Source organism: Kribbella jiaozuonensis (genome assembly GCF_005233875.1).
Taxonomy (GTDB): domain Bacteria; phylum Actinomycetota; class Actinomycetes; order Propionibacteriales; family Kribbellaceae; genus Kribbella; species Kribbella jiaozuonensis.
This window is the reverse complement of record NZ_SZPZ01000003.1, coordinates 56546-76677: the sequence shown is the minus strand read 5'-3', so window position 1 is coordinate 76677 and position 20132 is coordinate 56546. Positions and strand designations below refer to the sequence as shown.

Below are 20132 nucleotides of genomic sequence, written 5' to 3'. Positions count from 1 at the left end.
TCCCCCAGTTGGCGACGCGCCTCAACCTAGGCCGGAGCTCGCCCCGGCTGGTCCGCTTGGCGTCGACTCGCCATCACGGCGGTCACGAGTGGAGGAGGGTGCCGTTGATCCAGACCGCCTGGACGTCCGCCGGGGTTCCTAGGGTGAAGATGCGGGCCAGCGCTTCCTCGGTGTCTTCGGCATGGGTGAGGCCGACGGCCAACGGTGAGCCGTCGGCGGGCCGGAGGAGTTGCGCGTCGAAGTGTTGGCCGACGCTCAGGTGGCCGACATGCGGGAGGTCCAGGGCCTCGGCGCCGGCGGCGGTGGACAGGTAGAGCAGGTGGGCTGCGGTCAGCGGGCGGCCCTGGTCGGCGAGGAGTTGCTGGCAGAAGTACGCCTGCAGGCCCTCCTTCAACAGCGAGAATCCCGTGCCGGCGCCCACATCGGATCCCAGAGCGACGCGTACGCCGTACTGCAGGTGCCGGCTCAGCGGGAACAGGCCGCTACCCAGCGCAGCGTTGCTCGTCGGGCAGTGGGCGACGGTCGCGCCGCTCGTGGCCAGCACCTTGAGCTCCACGTCCGTCGGGTGGACGTTGTGGGCGAGCACCGTACGGCGATCCACCAGGCCGTGCCTGTCGTACGTCGTGACGTAGTCGGCGCCACCGAACAGGTCGGCGACCGACGCGATCTCGGCCTCGTTCTCGTTCACGTGTGAAGTGAACAGGGCGCCGGGGATCGCGTCCATCAGTTCGCGGCAGGTGGCGAGGAGGTCGTCGGTGCAGGAGAGCGAGAAGCGGGGAGTCACGGCGTAGCGGTTGCGGCCAACGTTGTGCCAGCGGTTGGCGAGGGCGAGCGATTCGGCGTACGCACGGACCGGGGTGGTGAGAAGCTCCGGCCGCAGGAGGCGGTCGCTGAGCACCAGGCCGGAGGTGATGCGCAGACCGACGCCGGACGCGGCGTTGAACAGCGCGTCGACCGCGTCGGAGTAGTGCGCGCCGAAGACGAGCGCCGAGGTGGTCCCGGCCGCGGCGAGGCCGCGGACGAACTCGTTCGCGACCCCGGTGGCATACGAGACGTCCGCCATCCGCGCCTCCTCAGGAAGCGCGTACCGGTCGAGCCACTCGAGCAGCGGCAGGCCGAGGCCGCCGACGGCGCGGATCTGCGGGAAGTGCACGTGGGTGTCGACGAAGCCCGGGAGTACGACGCCGTCGGTCAGATCGACGATCTGCTCGGCGGGGTGTGCGCTCCGGATCTCCAAGAAGGGGCCGCGAGCAACGATCACGCCGTCCTGGACCAGGAGTCCCGTGTCGCTGTCCACGCGCAGGTTCCCGCCGTTGAACGGGTTCTCCGGCGTGTCGATGAACGTGCCACGGAAGATAGTCATGCCTTCGCCTCACGATGAGCCGAGGCGGGGCGACGCTCGGCAGGGTGGGCCGACGCGGGATGCCGGTCGGCGGTACAACGTTCGAGCAGCCAGGCGGCAACACTGACCGCGATGACGGCCGGCTCCTTGCCGGTCACGCTCGGAATGCCAATAGGTGTGGTGATCCGGGCGATCGCTTCCGGGGTGTTGCCGTCCTCGGCGAGTTTCCGCTGGAAGCGGGTCCATTTGGCGCTGGACCCGATCAGGCCGATCGTTGCGAGCGCGTCGTTGCGGATGGCAACGTCGCAAAGCGCGGCGTCCTCGGCGTGGTCGTGGGTCATGATGACGACGTGGCTGCCGGGCGGCAGTTCGCCGACGACGAGCTCCGGGAGCACGGGCACGTTGTGTACGTGCACCTGTGCGACGGCGTCATCCAGGACAGCAAGCCGGGCCGCGGTCAGTTGGTCCGACCGCGAGTCGACAAGATGCAGCTCGATGTCGTGTCGCGCGAGGATGCGCGCCAGCTCGAGCCCGACGTGTCCGACTCCGAAGATCGCCACCGAAGGCACCACAGGCAACGGTTCCAGCAACAGCTTCACCTCTCCACCACAACACTGCACCCCGTGCTGGTACGGCGCTTTGTCCGACAACGCAGCCGTCAACACCTCAGGAACCGTGATCCCGTCCGCGATCATCTCCCGCGAGCGCTCGATCGCCAGCGCTTCAAGGTTGCCGCCGCCAACAGTCGCCCAGACGTTGTCAGCAGCAACAACCATCTTGGCCCCGGCTTCGCGCGGCGCATGCCCACGGACAGACATCACAGTCACCAGCACGCCGGCCCGACGCCCGGACCGCAACAGTTGGAGCGCCTTCAGCCATTCCATGAGACCCCACCCCGTGCGCGCTCAAGAGCCCAGTAGACCGCCTCCGGCGTAGCCGGAGATGGCAGGTCGACGCTGGTGCCGGCGGGGCCGAAGGCGGCTGCGGCATGGCGCAAGGCCTCCCGTACCGAGAACGCGAGCATGAGCGGCGGCTCGCCGACGGCCTTCGAGCCGTAGACCGCGCCTTCCTCGTGGGCCTTCTCCAACAGACGGACGTTGAAGACTTCTGGCATCTCCGAGAAGCTCGGCAGCTTGTACGTGCTGGCCGCCTGGGTCGCCAACCGCCCGCGGCGGTCGCCGGTCGACTCGTCCCAGCGCAGATCCTCGAGCGTCAACCACCCCGCGCCCTGCACGAATCCGCCCTCGATCTGGCCGATGTCGATCAGCGGGCTCAGGCTGTCGCCGACGTCATGGACGATGTCGACCCGGCGCAACGTGTACGCCCCGGTGAACCCGTCCACCTCGACCTCGGACGCCGCCACGCCGTACGCGAAGTACTTGAACGGCTCGCCGCGCATCGCGTTCGCGTCCCAGTGCAAGCCTTCGGTCCGGTAGAACCCGGCCGCCCACAGCGGCACGCGTTGCATGTAGGCCATGCCGACCAGCTCATTCCACGGCACCCGGTCGCCCGACAACCCCCGTACGTCGCCGTCGACGAACCGCACGTCGGACGGACTGATCCCGAGCCGTCCACCGGCGACCTGCGCCAGCCGCTCCCGGATCTGCTCACACGCGTTCTTGATCGCAGCACCATTCAGATCCGCACCGGATGAAGCAGCAGTCGCGGACGTGTTCGGCACCTTGTCCGTCCGCGTCGGCGCAAGCCGCACCCGCGCCAACGGCACCCCCAAAGTGGTGGCCGCGACCTGCAGCATCTTCGTGTGCAGGCCCTGCCCCATCTCGGTGCCGCCGTGGTTGATCAGCACCGACCCGTCCTTGTAAACGTGGACGAGTGCACCAGCCTGGTTGAACGCAGTCAGGTTGAACGAGATCCCGAACTTCACCGGAGTCATCGCCAACCCGCGCTTTACGTGCTCATGCGCCGAGTTGAAGGCCTCGATCTCAGCAACCCGCGCATCGATCTCGCCACCGGAGATGACCTGGCTCCAGCACGACTCGAGCCGATCCGCGTGCCGCACCGGTTGCCCGTACGGCGTGGAGTCGCCCGGCTGGTAGAAGTTGCGCCGGCGCAGCTCCAACGCGTCGTACCCGAGCAGCGGCGCGCACCGGCCGAGGATGTCTTCGATGACCAGCATCCCCTGCGGCCCGCCGAACCCGCGGAACGCGGTCTGCGACGTCTTGTTCGTCTGCGCGATCTGCCCGTCCACTCGCACATGCGGGATCTCGTACGCGTTGTCGATGTGGCACATCGCCCGCGCCAGCACCGGCTCCGACAGATCGAGACTCCACCCGCCGTCCGCGGTCAGCGTCGCGTCCAGCGCAACCAGCCGACCGTCATCAGCGAAGCCGACGGTCCAAGACGAGTGGAACCCGTGCCGCTTACCCGACATCGTCATGTCCTGCGTCCGGTTCAGCCGCAACCGCACCGGCCGCCCGGTCAACGTCGCGCCCAGTGCCGCAATCGCGGCGAACCCGTGCGGCTGCATCTCCTTGCCGCCGAACCCGCCGCCCATCCGCAGGCACTGCACGGTCACCGAATGACTGGACAGCCCGAGCACATGCGCGACGATCTCCTGCGTCTCCGACGGATGCTGCGTACTCGACTGCACGAAGATCTGCCCGTACTCGTCCACCAGCGCCAACGCCGCGTGCGTCTCCAGGTAGAAGTGCTCCTGGCCGGCGAACTCGAACTCCCCGCTGAACACATGCGCCGCCCCGGCCAGAGCACCTTCGACGTCGCCCCGCTCCAGATGCCGCCCGATGCCCTGGAAGCTCCCCGCATCGATCGCCTCGCGAACGGTCACCAACGACGCGAGAGGCTCGTACTCGACCTCCACCGCCAACGCCCCGAGCCGCGCAGCCTCGAGCGTGTCCGCGAGCACCCAGCACACCGCATGCCCGTTGAACATCACCTCACCCGGGAACAACGGCTCGTCATGCTTCACCCCGGCGTCGTTCACCCCAGGTACGTCGTCCGCCGTCAGCACCCGCACAACACCAGGCACGTCGTACGCCGGCTTCACGCGCAACGCAGTCACCCGCGCGTGCGCGTGCGGCGACTGCACCGGCCACGCATGCAGCACGTCCTTCGTCCGCATCACCAGATCGTCTGTATATAAAGCAGTTCCGGTCACATGCAGCGCAGCGCTCTCATGCGGCATCGGCACCCCGACGACCGGCTGGAGCGGCCGCTCCGACAACGAGCTCATGACGCCACCCCCTGGAAGTAGAACCGCAGCAACGACTGCCCGAGCATCGCCGAGCGGTACGACGAACTCGCGCGGTGATCGTCCATCGGCGTACCCTCGGCTGCCATCACGGCCGCCGCGATCCGCACGGTCTCCTCGCTCCACGGCCGCCCGACCAGCGCGGCCTCGGTCTCCCGGGCGCGCAACGGGGTCGCCGCGACACCACCGAGCCCGATCTTCGCGTCCCGCACCACGCCGTCCTGTACGTCGACGGCGTACCCGATCGCGACGCTGGAGATGTCGTCGAAGCGCCGCTTGGCGATCTTGTGGAACGCGGTCATCGGTGCCAACGGCAACGGAATCACGATCGTCCTGATCAGCTCATCGGCAGCCTTCACGGTCTGCCGATACCCGGTGAAGTAGTCGCTGAGCGCAACCGTCCGCTCGCCGCGACTCGATGCCAGCACCAACGAAACATCCAGCGCCAGAAGCGCCGGCGGTGTGTCGCCGATCGGCGATCCCGTCCCCAGGTTCCCGCCGATCGTCGCCCCGTTCCGGATCAGCCGCGACGCGAACTGCGGGAACATCTCACCCAGCAACGGCACCCGGCCCGCCAGCCGCCGCTCGATCTCGGTCAACGTCAGCGCCGCACCCAGCCGCACCTCGTCCTCCCCGAAGCTGAACTCACGCAGCTCCTCCAGGCGGTCGATCGCGATGGTCAGCGACGGACGGGACCCGAAGATATTCACCTGCACGCCCAGATCGGTCGAGCCGGCAACTATCACCGCATCGTTCCGATCACCCAGAACCGTCAGTACCTCGTTGAGCGATGCCGGCCTGATGAACTCGCCCTCGGGTGACGTCATGCCGGTGGGTGCCGGCGCCGGCGGCGGCGAGGTGCGGCGTACTGCGAAGGCGTCGTTCTCCGGCGGGTCTTCGAGCGCGTAGGCCGCGTCGCGGATCGGGCGATACCCGGTGCATCGACAGAGGTTCCCGCTCAACGAATGCAGATCGAAGCCGTTCGGACCGTGCTCATGGTCGCCGTCCCCGCCACAGGTGCGACCCGGGCGGTAGTACTCCGCGGCCATGCTGCAGACGAAGCCCGGGGTGCAGTAACCGCACTGCGAACCGCCGCGAACCGCCATCTCCTTCTGCACCGGGTGCAGCGCCTCGGGCGAGCCGAGGCCCTCGGACGTGATCAGCTCCTGACCGTCCAGCGACGCGATCGGCAGCAGGCACGCGTTGACCGCGGTCCACTCGGTCGGGGTGTCGGTGCCGGCCCGGGCTACGAGGACCGAGCACGCGCCGCACTCGCCCTCGGCGCACCCTTCCTTGGCACCGGTCAGGCCGCGGTCGCGCAGCCAGTCCAGCACCGTCGTGTGTACGGGGATGTCGCCGAGAGCGGTGAGCTCGCCGTTCACCGTCACAGCCGGGGCGCGCAGGGCTTGGGTAGTCATCGGTTGCTGCTCCAACGGGTTCGTGCGCTGTGGATCGGGTTGGCATCGGACACGAAGTCGTCGAACCGGTAGCCGGCGATCTTCGCGATCTCGAGCAGCGCGGCGGCGTGCTCCTGGTTCTCGCAGTTGCCCAGCCGCTCACGGCCCTGCTCGACGATCCGGTCGTACGACTCTGCATCGCGCACCGAGATCACCAACGGGAACCCGAACCGCTGCTCGTACTCCGACGTGATCGCGGCCAGCTGGTCGCGCTCCGGATCGCCGAGGAACGTCAGCCCCTTGTCCGACTGGTCCCGCAGCGACGCCTCACCACTGAGGCCGTCGGCAACGAATTGCGATCCGAGCTGCGGGTATGCCTGGATCAGATCGCGCTGCTCGTCGCGCGAGCCGGAGAACAATGCCTCCTGGAAAGAACGTCGCAGCGCGTGGGTGTCGGCGTACGGCCGCATGTCCCAGGCACGCTCGACGGCCCAGCGCGGACCCTGGAACAGCCCACCGAACGTCTCGACGAACTCCTCGCGGGTCATCTTGTTCACCTGGTCCAGCCGGACCGTGTCACCCGGCTGACCCGCGACCGCCGGGCCGAAGTTCTTGCCGACGTGGTGGAACAGGATGTTCAGGAAGATCGCGGTCAGGCTGCCGAGCGTGATGCCGCTGCCGAAGATGATCTCGGCCCAGTCCGGCACGGCCTGTGCGACCTGCGGCTGTGCGGTGACGTACATGGCCAGGCCGACGCTGGTCGCGACGATGACGACGTTCCGATGGTCGTGGAAGTCGACCTTGGTCAGGGTCTGGAATCCGACCACGGCCACAGTCGCGAACATCGCCAGCGCAGCGCCGCCCAGCACCGGGTGCGGTACGCCGGCCACGATCGCGCCGGCCTTCGGCAGCAGCCCGATCACGATCATGATCGCGCCGGCCGTCGCGACCACCCAGCGGCTGCGGACCCGGGTCAGCCGGACCAGGCCGACGTTCTCGGCGAAGCAGGTGTACGGGAACGAGTTGAAGACGCCGCCGATCGTGGTCGCCAGGCCGTCGGCCCGCAGCGCCCGGGCGATGTCCTCGCGGCCGATCCGCTTCTCGACGATCTCACCGGTCGCGAACACGTCACCGGTGGTCTCCACCGCGGTGATCAGCATGACCACGACCATCGAGATGATCGCCGCCACCGAGAACTTCGGCCAGCCGAAGTAGAACGGCGTCGTGACCCCGGCCCACGCGGCGTCCCCGACAGCGCCGAAGTGTGCGTCACCGAACGCCCAGGCCACCAGGGTCCCGGCCACCAGGCCGATCAGTACGGCGATCGTCGCCATGAAGCCCTTGAAGACCCGCTGGATCAGCACGATCAAGGCCAGCGTCCCCAGCGCGTAGGCCATGTTCTTCCCGCTGGTCGGCGCGGCATCAGGACCCGCACCGCCGACCGCGTCCCCGGCCGCGACCGGCAGCAGCGCGAGGCCGATGATCGTGATCACCGAGCCGGTCACAACCGGCGGGAAGAACCGGATCAGCTTGCTGAAGAACGGTGCGATGAAGAACGTGGCCAGACCGGCGACCAGTACGGCGCCGTAGATCACCAGCAGCCCGTCCGTCCCGCCGCCCGCGGCGAGGCCGATCGCGATCATCGGCGACACCGCCGTGAACGTCACGCCCTGCAGCAGCGGCAGCCGGACGCCGACCTTCCAGAACCCGACGGACTGGATGATCGAGGCGATGCCACAGGTGAACAGGTCGGCGTTGATCAGGTGGATGAGCTGCTCGGTGCTGAGACCGATCGCGCTGGCGAGCAGGATCGGTACGATCACCGCTCCGGCGTAGAACGCCAGCACGTGCTGGGCGCCGTACACCGCCAGCTTGCCCGGAGGCAGCAGCTGGTCGACGGGGTGGCGGCTGGTCTGCCGGCTACTGGGTCGCAGGACTGCCTTCATCGGGACACGCTCCTCGGGGGGTTTTGACCTGCACCCGAGCATCGGCTCACCGGGCCCCGGATTGCACCCGGTGAACCTCCGAAGATGAACCGCTGATGAACACGACTCTTTGTGCGATCACACAATCAGAGCGATTTGAGCGCGAGAAACACGTCCACCCGGTCCTCGAGGCTCGACAGATCGCGACCGGTCAGTTGCTCAACGCGTTCGATCCGGTAGCGAACGGTGTTGACGTGCAGGTGCAGGGACTCCGCCGTACGGGTCCAGGAACACGAGCAGGCGAGGAATGCCTGGAGCGTGGTGAGCAGGTCGGCATGGGTCCGGCGGTCGTGCTCGAGTACCGCTCCGAGGACCCGGTTGGTGTACGTACGCCGTACGTCGTCGGGCAAGGTCGCGAGCAGGAGGACATGGGAGGCGACCTCGTCCGAGGTGACGACCGACACCGGGGCTCGACCGGCGCTGGCTGCACGCTGCGCGAAGCGGGCTTCTTCCAGTGCGCCGGCGAGGGCGTCGACCGAGGTCTCGCCGCTGATTCCGACTGCGAGCCGACCCCGGCTCAGCCCCGGCGCGAGTCGGCTGAAGCTCCGTCGTACGTGCTCGGGCAGCTCGGGCGTATAGGGCAGAAAGCCGACCAGCAAACCGTCGCGTCCCGGCGCGACCACCGCCGGGCCGACCGTCAGCGCGACGTCCTCCAACAGGCTCAGCGCGACCTCGCTCGGCCCGTCGTCGCGGAGCTCGGCGACCGCCACGACCATCGGCCGCTCCGAGTGTGAACCCGCCTGCTTGAGGCGTGCCGCGACCTCGGCCTGCGGTGCGCCGGACTCGACCAGCGCGAGCGCATCCGCGACCAACGGGCGCAGCGCGCGGCGGCCTTCGTCCCGGCGGGCGCGGTCCAGCGCGGCGATCGCGCACAGTTCGTGCACCGCCTCGACGTGGTCGCGGGACCATTCGTTGTGGTCGCCCTCGATCACCAGGACCCACGCCGTCAGACGGTTCCCCAGCCCGGATCCGACCGGGAACAGGCTGTACGACGCGTCGATCGTCATCGCGACGGCCGGCGTCCGATCCGCGGTCAAGAACTTGCGGGTCACCGCATCGATCGCGGCGGCGTCGAGCTCACCCGGCCCCGGTACGACGTGGCGCCCGGTCGGGGTGAGTACGCGGCAGTCGTGCCCGATCTCGGCGGAGATCCGTGCCGCCAACTCGTCGAGGCTGCGCCCGGCCGCGATCGACGACAACAGTTGCCGCTGCCGGACGAGACTCGCCGACAACCGGGCCCCGGTCTCGGCTGATCCGGCCGCCGCGACGTACTCCGTGACGTCCGCGAACGCGATCTCGATAGGTACCTCGATCAGCGTCACCTCGTGCCGCCGGCACGCATCGAGCAGGTCCGCCGGCACATCCCCGAGCTGCGCCTTGCCCGCCAGGATCGTGGTCGCTCCCCGGCCCGCCATCGAGGCGACGAACACCTCGCTGTCCATCGGCCGGCGCCGCCAGACCAGCCCGGTCAGCACCACCTCGCCGCCGTTCAGGTAGCGCCCCGGCTCGAGCAGGTCGGTGGTGACGAGGCGCCCGATCGGGCGATCCAGCATCCCGCCGGCCGAATGCAGCAGGCGCAGCCCGAGCTCGGGCGCATCCAGCAGTTCGGCGAGCAGCACGGCGTACCTCCTTTAGAGGAACGTACAACGCGCGCGCCCACGTGAGACACCCCCTCGCCGTCGCGAACCCAGCCCTTGACGGTCTCGACCCGGCCAACCTATGGTTTTCGCAGAACAGAAATGAACTTCCGCAATACGGAAAATGGAGTCAGGATGAGCCACCAACTGCGGTACACGGTGAACTGTTCGCTGCTGTTCACCGAGCTGCCCCTGCTGGAGCGGCCGGCGGCTGCCCGGCGGGCCGGGTTCAGCGCGGTCGAGTTCTGGTGGCCGTTCGTCGAGGCGGTCCCGCCGGACCGACAGGTCGACGCGTTCGTCAACGCGATCACCGACTCCGGCGTGCAGCTGACCGGTCTCAACTTCTTCGCCGGCGACATGCCCGGCGGCGACCGCGGCCTGGTGTCCTGGCCGAAGCGGTCCAGCGAGTTCCGCGACAACGTCGACGTCACCGTCGGCATCGGCGAGCGACTCGGCACCCAGGGCTTCAACGCCCTCTACGGCAACCGCGTCGACGGCAGCAGCGAGCAGGAGCAGGACGACCTCGCGGTCGAGAACCTGGCCCTCGCCGCCCGGGCCGCCGCGCGGATCGGCGCAACGGTCCTGGTCGAGCCGGTCAGCGGCGCCGACCGGTACCCGCTGAAGACGGCGGCCGACGCCCTGACCGTGATCGATCGCGTCCAGACGGCGTACGACGTACCGAACGTCGGACTGCTCGCCGACCTGTACCACCTCGCGGTCAACGGCGACGACGTGAACAAGGTGATCGCCGACAGCACCGACTGGGTCGCCCACGTGCAGATCGCCGACGCGCCGGGCCGCAACGAGCCCGGCACCGGCACGCTCCCGCTCGACCAGCAGCTCACCGCCCTGGAGGCCAACGGCTACTCCGGCTGGGTCGGACTCGAGTACAAGCCGTCCACCACCTCAGACGAAAGCTTCGGCTGGCTGCCGTTCGAGCGCCGCTGACTCACCTAGGAGACTTGCAATGACGAATATCGCCTTCATCGGCCTCGGCATCATGGGCAACCCGATGGCCGTCCACCTCGCCAACGCCGGGCACAGCGTGGTCGGGCTCGACCGCTCCCCGGAGCGCGCCCAGGACCTGATCGCGGCCGGCGGTCGCGCCGCGGCCTCGCTCGCCGAGGCGGTCAAGGGCGCCGACGTGGTCTGCGTGATGGTGCCCGACTCGCCCGACGTCCAGGACGTGCTCGAGGGTGAGGACGGCGTCTTCCAGCTGGCCGAGACCGGCACGCTGATCATCGACTTCTCGAGCATCCGGCCGGACGTCACCCAGCAGCTCGCCGAGCGGGCGCGCGCGCTCGGGTTCCACCTGCTCGACGCCCCGGTCTCCGGCGGCGAGGCGGGTGCGAAGAACGCCGCCCTGTCGATCATGGTCGGCGGCGACGCGGACGACTTCGCGAAGGCCAAGCCCCTGTTCGACGTCGTCGGCAAGACCGTCGTCCACGTCGGCCCGAGCGGTTCGGGGCAGACCGTCAAGGCGGCCAACCAGCTGATCGTCGCCGCGAACATCCAGGCCGTCGCCGAAGCGGTCGTCTTCCTGGAGGCGTACGGCGTCGACACCAAGGCGGCGCTCGAGGTCCTCGGCGGCGGTCTGGCCGGCTCGACCGTACTGAACCAGAAGAAGGAGAACATGCTGTCGCGCTCCTTCCAGCCCGGGTTCCGGATCGACCTGCACCACAAGGACATGGGCATCGTGACCGCGGCCGCCCGCGAGGCGGGTGTCGTCGTACCGCTGGGTGCTCTCGTCGCGCAGCTCGTCGCGTCGGCGCGGGCGAACGGTGACGGCGGCCTCGACCACTCGGCTCTGCTGCGCGGCGTCGAGCGGCTGTCCGGGAAGGAGATCGGCTGATGGCACGGATGCGTGCGGTTGACGCCGCAGTACTGATCCTGGAGAAGGAGGGTTCGACGCAGGCGTTCGGGTTGCCCGGCGCCGCGATCAACCCGTTCTACGCAGCGATGCGCGACCACGGCGGGATCAAGCACGTCCTCGCCCGCCACGTCGAGGCTGCCTCGCACATGGCCGAGGGCTACACCCGGGCGCGGGCCGGCAACATCGGCGTCTGCATCGGTACGTCGGGTCCCGCCGGCACCGACATGATCACCGGCCTGTACTCCGCTGCCGCCGACTCGATCCCGATCCTGTGCATCACCGGCCAGGCGCCGGTCGCGAAGCTGCACAAGGAGGACTTCCAGGCTGTCGACATCTCGTCGATCGCCAAGCCGGTCGCGAAGTGGGCGGTCACGGTGATGGAGGCCGCGCAGGTGCCGGGGACCTTCCAGAAGGCGTTCCAGGTGATGCGCGAAGGCCGGCCGGGTCCGGTGCTGGTCGACCTGCCGCTCGACGTACAGCTCGCGCAGATCGATTTCGACATCGACACGTACGAGCCGCTTCCGGTGTCGCGTCCCGCGGCGACGCGGGCGCAGGCGGAGCGGGTGCTGCAGATGCTGGGGTCCGCTGCCCAGCCGTTGATCGTTGCGGGTGGTGGCGTGATCAACGCGGATGCCAGCGAGCTGCTCGTGGAGTTTGCGGAGCTGACGGGCATTCCTGTCGTACCGACGTTGATGGGGTGGGGTTCGATCGCAGATGACCACCCGTTGAGCGCGGGGATGGTCGGGCTGCAGACGTCGCACCGCTATGGGAACGCGACGATGCTTGCGTCCGATCTGGTGCTCGGGATCGGCAACCGGTGGGCTAACCGGCACACCGGCGGGCTGGACGTTTATCGCGGGGAGCGGAAGTTCATCCACGTGGACATCGAGCCGACGCAGATCGGGCGGGTGTTCGCGCCGGACTACTCGGTCGTGTCGGACGCGCGGGCTGCGCTGCAGGTGTTCGTCGAGGTGGCGCGCGAGTGGGCCGCGGACGGCAGGCTGGCGGATCGCAGCGCGTGGGCCGCGGAGTGCCGCGATCGGCGTACGGCGTTGCAGCGGAAGACGCATTTCGAGAACACGCCGATCAAGCCGCAGCGGGTGTACGAGGAGATGAACCGGGCGTTCGGGCCGGATGTCCGGTACGTCAGCACGATCGGGTTGTCGCAGATCCAGGCGGCGCAGATGCTGCACGTTTATCGCCCGCGGCACTGGATCAACGCGGGCCAGGCCGGGCCGCTCGGGTGGACCGTGCCGGCGACGCTGGGGGTCGCGGTTGCGGATCCGGAGAGCACGGTGGTGGCGTTGTCCGGCGACTACGACTTCCAGTTCCTGATCGAGGAGCTGGCGGTCGGGGCGCAGTTCAACATTCCGTACATCCACGTGGTGGTGAACAACTCGTACCTCGGGCTGATCCGGCAGGCACAGCGGAACTTCGACATGGACTACTGCGTGCAGCTGTCCTTCGAGAACATCAACAGCCCCGAGGTCAACGGCTACGGCGTCGACCACGTGAAGGTCGCGGAAGGCCTTGGCTGCAAGGCGCTTCGGGTGTTCGAGCCGGACGGCATCCTGCCGGCCCTCGAGCAGGCCAAGAAACTGATGGTCGAACACCAGGTCCCGATCGTCGTCGAGGTCATCCTGGAGCGCGTCACCAACGTCTCCATGGGCGTAGAAATCGACAACGTCATCGAATTCGAAGACCTGGCCATCAACCCCGAGGACGCCCCGACTGCATTGGCTCTGCTGGACTGATGGTTCGGGTAGTAGTTGCCTCCGACAAGTTCAAAGGAAGCCTGACCAGCGCGGAGGTGGCAGCCGCGGTCGGCGCCGGGGTACGACGAGTTCACCCCGACGCCACCGTGGTCCCCGTCCCGGTGGCTGACGGCGGCGACGGCACCCTCGCCGCCGCCGTGGCTGCCGGCTATGAGCTGGTCCCGCTCACCGCATCCGGACCCACCGGCGAACCGGTCGCAACCGCCTACGCCCGCCTGGGCGACACCGCAGTCGTAGAACTAGCAGACGTCTCCGGCCTCGTCCGCCTCCCCGAGGCCAGCCTCGCCCCGATGACCGCCACCTCATACGGCACCGGCGAGCTAATGGCAGCAGCAGTAGAAGCCGGCTGCACCCGCGTAATCCTAGGCATAGGCGGCAGCGCCTCCACCGACGGCGGCAGAGGCCTCGTCGAGGCTCTGACAGGAACCGGGCTCGACCTTGGCTCGCTTCGGCGGCGGCTTCGAGGGGTTCAGGTTGTTGTTGCTTGTGATGTCGACAACCCGCTTACCGGGCCACGAGGTGCGGCGGCTGTTTACGGGCCGCAGAAGGGTGCGACGCCGGAGCAGGTGGTGGAGTTGGATGGCAGGCTCGGGGAATGGGCTGATCTGGTGGCTCAAGTGACCGGGCGGGATCTGCGGGACACGCCCGGTGCGGGTGCTGCGGGTGGGGTGGGGTTTGCGGCGGTTGCGCTTCTTGGCGCGGAGCTTCGGCCGGGGATTGAGCTGGTGTTGGAGATGGTCGGGTTCGAGGAACAGCTGGCCGGCGCCGACCTCGTGATCACCGGAGAAGGGGCGCTCGACGAGCAAACGCTCCACGGCAAGGCAGTCGCTGGAGTAGCCGCGAAGGCGACCGGCATCCCAGTGGTCGCGGTTTGTGGGGTGAACCGGCTGGAGCACCACGAGCTGCAACAGGCCGGCGTGCAAGCCGCCTACGCCCTCACCGACCTAGAGCCGGACGTCCAGCGATGCATCGCCGAGCCCAAACCGCTGCTCGAACAGCTTGGCGAACGGATCGCCGTCGAGCACCTTACGATGACGAGAAGGGAGAGAGGGATCGCATGAACGCTCTTGATCTGGTGATCCGGGCCCGGCGAGTCATGCGCCCTGGCGGCGAGCACCCGGCCGCGCTCGGCGTACGCGACGGCCGCATCGTCGCGATCGCGCCGTACGACGCCGACCTCCAGGCCACCACCGACGTACGCCTCCAAGACGACGAAGTCCTCCTCCCCGGCCTCGTCGACTCCCACGTCCACGTCAACGATCCCGGCCGGACCGACTGGGAAGGCTTCACCTCCGCGACCAAGGCAGCGGCAAGCGGCGGCGTCACCGCGATCATCGACATGCCGCTCAACAGCATCCCGCCGACCTGCGACGTGCCCGCGCTCACGCTCAAACGCAAGACCGCCGAGACCCAGGCGTACGTCGATGTCGGCTTCTGGGGCGGCGCGATCCCGGGCAACCTCCCCGACCTGCGCCCACTCCACGACGCCGGCGTATTCGGCTACAAGTGCTTCCTGCTGCATTCCGGCGTCGACGAATTCCCGCCCCTCGACCACCCCCAACTCGAGGCCGCGATGCGCGAGATCAGCAGCTTCGACGGACTGCTCATCGTCCACGCCGAGGACGCCCATCGCATCGACGAGGCCACCCCGCCGAACGGCGCGAACTACCAAGCCTTCCTCAACTCCCGCCCCCGCACCGCCGAGAACGATGCCGTTGCCGAAGTCATCGACCTGGCCCGCGAGACCGGCTGCCGCGTCCACATCCTGCACGTCTCCAGCGCCGAGGTCCTCCCGCTCATCGCGAAGGCCCGCAACGACGGCGTACGGATCACCGCGGAGACCTGCCCGCATTACCTGACCTTCAACGCCGAGGACATCCCCGACGGCGCCACGCAGTACAAGTGCTGCCCGCCGATCCGCGAGGCCGCCAACCGCGAGCTGCTCTGGGAAGGCCTCCGCGACGGCACGATCGACCTGGTCGTCTCCGACCACTCGCCGTCGACGATCGACCTCAAGCACCTCGACACCGGCGACTTCGGCACCGCCTGGGGCGGGATCGCTTCGCTCCAGATCGGCCTGCCCGCGGTGTGGACCGAGGCCCGCCGCCGCGGCTTCACTCTCGCCGACGTCGGCCGCTGGATGTCCGCCGCCCCCGCGAAGCAGACCGGCCTGACCACCAAGGGCGCCCTCGAGATCGGGTACGACGCCGACCTCTGCGTCCTCGCCCCCGACGAGACGTTCACCGTCGACGCGACGCAACTCCAGCACAAGAACGCCATCACGCCGTACGACGGACGCACGCTCACCGGCGTCGTCCGCAGTACCTGGCTTCGCGGCCACCCCGTCGACATCGACGTCGACCCGCGCGGCCGCCTGCTGACCCGAGGAGAACGATGAGCTACTACGCCCCGAAGGGCGGGCTGCCCGCGCAGACCGACCTCACCACCGACCGCGCGGTCCTCACCGAGGCGTACGCCGTCCTGCCGCGCGGCACGATGCGGGACATCGTCACCAGCCGGCTGCCGTTCTGGGACGACACGCGGTTGTGGGTGATCGCCCGGCCGCTGTCCGGGTTCGCGGAGACGTTCTCGCAGTACATCGTCGAGGTCGGGCCTGGTGGGGGTAGCGACAAGCCGGAGACCGACCCGGCCGCCGAGGCCGTGGTGTTTGTTGTCTCAGGCAACGTTGTGCTGACGGTCGCGGGGGAGAAGCACACGTTGACCGAGGGCGGGTATGCGTACCTGCCGCCGGGCGGCGACTGGACGGTGCGGAACACGAGCGACGCGGCCGCGACGTTCCATCTGGTGCGGAAGGCGTACGAGCGGGTCGACGGGATCGACGTACCGCCGGCGCTGGTCACCAACGAGGCCGACGTCGAGGGCCGGGAGATGCCGGACACCGAGGGGCGCTGGAAGACGCAGCGGTTCGTGGACCCGGACGACGTACGGCACGACATGCACGTCAACATCGTCAGCTTCGAGCCGGGCGGGGTGATCCCGTTCCCGGAGACGCATGTGATGGAGCACGGGCTGTACGTGCTGGAGGGCAAGGCGATCTACCTGCTGAACAAGGACTGGGTCGAGGTGCAGGAAGGCGACTTCATGTGGCTCCGCGCCTTCTGCCCCCAAGCTTGCTACGCCGGCGGCCCCGGCCGCTTCCGCTACCTCCTCTACAAGGACGTCAACCGCCACCCCAAACTCACCCTCTGAGCTCCTTGCGGAAGAAGACCCGGCTCCGGTCGGCACCGACCGGAACCCGGCCGAACTCGATCCACCCGTGGCGCGCGTAGAACTCAGGCGCCTGGAACTGGATCGTGTACACGACACCACTCAGACAACCACGCCGACGCGCCTCGACTTCAGCCTCGGCGAGGATCTTGCTCCCCAGCCCGGAGCCGCGGAGCCGTTCCGGCAGGTAGAGCAGGTCGACGAACCACAGGCCGAGCGACGTACGGCCGGTGAGCCCGCCGATGGTCTCGCCGTTCTCCTTGAGCAGCACGGCCAGCGGCTTGCGGTCCTGGACACCGCCGGCGGTGAGGTTGAAGTCGTCCAGGCCGTTCGAGACGACCGCCTCGTCCTCGGCGGTCGGTTGGTCGGTCAGTACGAGGTCCACACCGTTGGACGCTAGTCGTGCGCGCCGACAGTTTCAGTCCGTGATGCGGACGGGGCGTTGGGGTGGGGTGAGGGGGTCGGTGATGAGGCGGGCGTGGCGTTCGACGTCGTACCGGGTGCCGTCGAAGGCGAGGCGTTGGCGTTCGATGCCTTCGGAGAGGAAGCCGGCGCCGGCGGCGACCGCGCAGGATGCCGGATTGTTCAACTGGTGACCGAGCTCGAGCCGGTACAGCCCGGCCTGCTCGTGCGCCCAGCCCGCGAGCGCGCGGAGGGCGTCCCGGGCGACGCCGTGGCCGCGGACGTCGGCGAGCGTCCAGTACCAGGTCCAGCCGACCCGGTGCCGGTCGATATTCGTCACCGCGACGCAGCCGATCGGGTGATCGTCGGCGTCCGCGACGGCGTACACGTGCCCGTTGTCCAGGTCCGCGACCCGCCCGATCCAGTCGACCGCGGACGCCCGGTCCACGATCCCGCCCTGGCTCACCATCTCAGGATCCGCATGCGCCGCGGCCAGCCGCAACGCATCACCGGTCCGCCACCGCCGCAGCCCCAGCTCCCCGAGCGCGTATCCCATCCATCGAATCTACCGCCGGGTCTAGACCAATGGACGCGCGTACGGCGAGTTACGTTCGCCGGAGCAGGAGAGGATAGGGGCCATGGGATATCTGGATTTCAGGGATCAGGTTGTCGTGGTGACCGGGGCCAGCAGCGGGATCGGGGCTGCGGCGGCGGTCGGGTTCGCGGAGACGGGGGCTTCGGTCGCGCTCCATTACCACCAGAACTCCGACGGCGCGAAGCACACGGTCGGGGCGGTGCAGACGGCCGGCGGTACGGCGTCGTTGCATCAGGCGGACCTGGCTGACCCGAAGTCGGCGGACGCGTTCATCGACGAGGTACTCGCGCAGCACGGGCGGATCGACGTACTCGTGAACAACGCCGGCGACCTGGTCCACCGGTCGCCGATTTCCGACGTACCGGACGAGGAGTTCCACCGGATCCTCGACGTGAACCTGACCTCGGTGTTCGCGCTGAGCCGGCGGATCGTACCGGTGTTCCGGGCGCAGGGCGGCGGATCGATCATCAACGTCACGTCGATCGCCGGGCGGACGGGTGGCGCCGGCGGGTCGGTCGTCTACGCGACCAGCAAGGGCGCGGTCAGCACCTTCACCCGCGGCCTGGCCAAGGAGCTCGCCCCGGAGGGCATCCGGGTGAACGCGATCGCACCGGGCGTCATCAAGACCCCGTTCCACGAGCGCCACACCGCGGACGCGCAGATGCAGGCCATGCTCGCCACCATCCCGATGGGCCGCACCGGCACGCCGCACGAGTGCGTAGGCACGATCCTGTTCCTCGCTTCCGACCGCATGTCGTCCTACGTCACCGGCCAAATCATCGAAATCAACGGCGGCCAACTGACGCCCTGAGCAGTCGGCCCAGTTGCCTGCGCGAGGCCGCAACCTCGCGCAGGCAACTGGTGATGCCTACCGCGACAGCGTGCGGAAGCGGTGGGCTGAGAGTGGCAAGAAGATTGCTGTTAGCAGCACGGGAGCTATGACGGCGGCTAGTTCTGCGTGGGTGCCTATCCAGGTGGCGGTGGCGGAAGGGTCGGGGTTGCCGAAGAGGTTGCGGGCGGCCGTCGCGGTGGATGAGAGCGGGTTCCACTGGGCGATCGTGCCCAGCCAGGCCGGCATCGTCGACGTGGCGACGAAGGTGCTGGAGAGGAAGCCGATCGGCCAGACCAGGACCTGGACCATCGTCACGCTCTGCGCGTTCTTCACGCTCAGACCGATGAAGATCCCGACCCACAACAGAGCGAACCTCAGCAGCAACAGCAACCCGAACGCGGCCAGCGCGGACGGCAGACCCTCATGCCAGCGCCAACCCAGCGCCAGGCCGGTCGCGACCAGAACGAGCAGGGTGACCACCGAGTCGAGCATGTCCGCGATGCACCGACCCAGCACCACCGCGGTCGAGCTCATCGGCAGTGAGCGGAACCGGTCCGTCACCCCCTTCGACACATCGGTCGTGACCGCCGTCATCGTGCCCTCGAGCCCGAACAACATCGCCAGCGCAAAGATCCCGGGCACGAGCAACTCGTAGTACGACGAACCCTCCGGCGACTCCATCGCCCCGCCCAGCAACCCGCCGAACATCAGCAGCATCAACACCGGGAAGAACCACTGGAACAGCACCAGCCCCGGCTGCATCCGCCAGTGCGTCAACGTCCGCCGCGCGATCGTCCAACTGTCCGCGAGCGCCCACCCGAGCCCGTTCATGCGGCGGCCCCGGTCAGGTGCAGGAAGACCTCGTCCAGCGTCGGGCGCCGCAACGTGATGTCCTCCGGTTCGATCTTTGCCTCATGCAACGAGTTCGCCATCACCACCAACGCCTTCGTCCGATCCTTCACCGGCACACTCACCCGTACGTCGACCACCCGGATCCCCCCGTCCGCCACCAGCCCGGCCAGTACCACGACCCGTCGTACGTCGGCCGGATCCGCGAGCACGATCTCCAGCCAGTCCGACCCGAGCTGCGTCTTCAGCTCATCCGGCGTGCCCTCGGCAACGACCTTCCCCGCCTTGAGCATCGAGATCCGGTTCGCCAGCTGATCCGCCTCCTCCAGGTACTGCGTCGTCAGCAACACCGTCGTACCGCCGTCGACCAGCTGCCGTACGGCGGACCACACCTCGAGCCGCCCGGCCGGATCCAGCCCGGTCGTCGGCTCGTCCACGAACAACACCCGCGGCGCCACGATCAGGCTCGCCGCGAGATCCAGCCGCCGGCGCATCCCGCCGGAGTACTTGCTCACCGCCTGCTCCGCCGCCTCCGTCAGGCTGAACCGCTCCAGCAACTCGTCCGCCCTGCTCCGGGCGTTCTTCAGATGATTCAGCCGCCCGAACATCACCAGGTTCTGCCGCCCGGTGAGGATCTCGTCCACCGCGGCGTACTGCCCGACGAGCCCGATCCGCCGGCGTACCTCCGCTCCCTGCCGGCGTACGTCGTACCCCGCGATCGTCGCCGTACCGGAATCCAGCTCCAGCAGCGTGGACAGGATCCGCAACGCCGTCGTCTTGCCGGCGCCGTTCGGGCCGAGCAGACCCGTCACCGTGCCGGCCGTGACCTCCAGGTCGAAGCCGTTCAGCCCCGCCCCGTCCGTGCCGCCCTTGTAGTTCTTCCGTACGCCGACGGCCTCGATCACTCGCTCCGTAGTCATTCCCACCTCTCGGGTCGTTGAGCCGTAGAGTGTACCGTACATTGTACGGCTCAGGTACGATGCGTTCA

General features: G+C 68.6%; 17 protein-coding genes. 7 read left to right on the top strand and 10 right to left on the bottom strand.

Features of this window, described 5'->3' with window-relative positions; genetic code table 11:
* Positions 1 to 82: 82 nt before the first annotated feature.
* From guaD to FDA38_RS19865, 6 genes are all read right to left on the bottom strand, one after another.
* Positions 83 to 1363: a guanine deaminase gene (gene guaD / locus FDA38_RS19890; protein ID WP_137255606.1), complete on the bottom strand. Its 1281-nt coding sequence runs from the start codon at positions 1361 to 1363 to the stop codon at positions 83 to 85.
* Positions 1360 to 2226, bottom strand: a complete 867-nt coding sequence (xdhC, locus tag FDA38_RS19885; protein WP_137255605.1) for a xanthine dehydrogenase accessory protein XdhC — start codon at positions 2224 to 2226, stop codon at positions 1360 to 1362. The genes guaD and xdhC overlap by 4 nt, the downstream gene beginning before the upstream one ends.
* Entirely contained in the window at positions 2214 to 4553 is a 2340-nt protein-coding gene (xdhB, locus tag FDA38_RS19880; protein WP_137255604.1) for a xanthine dehydrogenase molybdopterin binding subunit, read from the bottom strand. The genes xdhC and xdhB overlap by 13 nt, the downstream gene beginning before the upstream one ends.
* Positions 4550 to 5989, bottom strand: a complete 1440-nt coding sequence (locus tag FDA38_RS19875) for a xanthine dehydrogenase small subunit (RefSeq protein WP_137255603.1) — start codon at positions 5987 to 5989, stop codon at positions 4550 to 4552. Before FDA38_RS19875 ends, xdhB begins: the two co-directional genes overlap by 4 nt.
* Positions 5986 to 7914: a 2-oxo-4-hydroxy-4-carboxy-5-ureidoimidazoline decarboxylase gene (uraD, locus tag FDA38_RS19870; protein WP_137255602.1), complete on the bottom strand. Its 1929-nt coding sequence runs from the start codon at positions 7912 to 7914 to the stop codon at positions 5986 to 5988. Before uraD ends, FDA38_RS19875 begins: the two co-directional genes overlap by 4 nt.
* 125 nt (positions 7915 to 8039) lie before the next feature.
* A complete protein-coding gene (locus FDA38_RS19865; RefSeq protein ID WP_137255601.1) occupies positions 8040 to 9572 on the bottom strand; it encodes a PucR family transcriptional regulator in 1533 nt (510 codons plus the stop codon).
* A gap of 153 nt (positions 9573 to 9725) precedes the next feature.
* Between FDA38_RS19865 and FDA38_RS19860 the strand changes: the two genes are divergently transcribed.
* Genes FDA38_RS19860 through FDA38_RS19835 form a run of 6 tightly spaced genes read left to right on the top strand, consistent with a single transcriptional unit; the run spans position 9726 to position 16448 of the window.
* Positions 9726 to 10538, top strand: coding sequence for a hydroxypyruvate isomerase family protein (locus FDA38_RS19860; RefSeq protein WP_137255600.1), 813 nt, complete (start codon positions 9726 to 9728; stop codon positions 10536 to 10538).
* A gap of 19 nt (positions 10539 to 10557) precedes the next feature.
* A complete protein-coding gene (locus FDA38_RS19855; protein ID WP_137255599.1) occupies positions 10558 to 11442 on the top strand; it encodes a 2-hydroxy-3-oxopropionate reductase in 885 nt (294 codons plus the stop codon).
* Entirely contained in the window at positions 11442 to 13217 is a 1776-nt protein-coding gene (gene gcl, locus FDA38_RS19850) for a glyoxylate carboligase (RefSeq protein WP_137255598.1), read from the top strand. The genes FDA38_RS19855 and gcl overlap by 1 nt, the downstream gene beginning before the upstream one ends.
* On the top strand, positions 13217 to 14299 hold the full coding sequence (locus FDA38_RS19845) for a glycerate kinase (RefSeq protein ID WP_137255597.1): 1083 nt from the start codon (positions 13217 to 13219) through the stop codon (positions 14297 to 14299). The genes gcl and FDA38_RS19845 overlap by 1 nt, the downstream gene beginning before the upstream one ends.
* Entirely contained in the window at positions 14296 to 15636 is a 1341-nt protein-coding gene (gene allB, locus FDA38_RS19840) for an allantoinase AllB (protein WP_137255596.1), read from the top strand. Before FDA38_RS19845 ends, allB begins: the two co-directional genes overlap by 4 nt.
* The gene (locus FDA38_RS19835) at positions 15633 to 16448 is read left to right on the top strand and encodes a bifunctional allantoicase/(S)-ureidoglycine aminohydrolase (protein WP_137255595.1); all 816 of its coding nucleotides are present in this window, start codon (positions 15633 to 15635) and stop codon (positions 16446 to 16448) included. The genes allB and FDA38_RS19835 overlap by 4 nt, the downstream gene beginning before the upstream one ends.
* On the opposite strand, the gene FDA38_RS19830 is transcribed toward FDA38_RS19835, so the two are convergent.
* Both FDA38_RS19830 and FDA38_RS19825 read right to left on the bottom strand, forming a co-directional pair.
* Positions 16438 to 16851, bottom strand: coding sequence for a GNAT family N-acetyltransferase (locus FDA38_RS19830; protein ID WP_137255594.1), 414 nt, complete (start codon positions 16849 to 16851; stop codon positions 16438 to 16440). The two genes, FDA38_RS19835 and FDA38_RS19830, sit on opposite strands and share 11 nt — an antisense overlap.
* Positions 16852 to 16884: 33 nt before the next feature.
* On the bottom strand, positions 16885 to 17424 hold the full coding sequence (locus tag FDA38_RS19825; protein WP_137255593.1) for a GNAT family N-acetyltransferase: 540 nt from the start codon (positions 17422 to 17424) through the stop codon (positions 16885 to 16887).
* 82 nt (positions 17425 to 17506) lie between these two features.
* Here FDA38_RS19825 and FDA38_RS19820 point away from each other — a divergent pair, with 82 nt between their 5' ends.
* Positions 17507 to 18274, top strand: a complete 768-nt coding sequence (locus FDA38_RS19820) for an SDR family NAD(P)-dependent oxidoreductase (protein ID WP_137255592.1) — start codon at positions 17507 to 17509, stop codon at positions 18272 to 18274.
* Positions 18275 to 18331: 57 nt separating this feature from the next.
* Here FDA38_RS19820 and FDA38_RS19815 read toward each other — a convergent pair whose 3' ends face one another.
* Complete coding sequence (locus tag FDA38_RS19815; protein ID WP_137255591.1) at positions 18332 to 19126, bottom strand: ABC transporter permease; 795 nt, start codon at positions 19124 to 19126, stop codon at positions 18332 to 18334.
* Positions 19123 to 20064, bottom strand: coding sequence for an ATP-binding cassette domain-containing protein (locus FDA38_RS19810; RefSeq protein WP_137255590.1), 942 nt, complete (start codon positions 20062 to 20064; stop codon positions 19123 to 19125). Before FDA38_RS19810 ends, FDA38_RS19815 begins: the two co-directional genes overlap by 4 nt.
* Positions 20065 to 20132 lie beyond the last annotated feature (68 nt).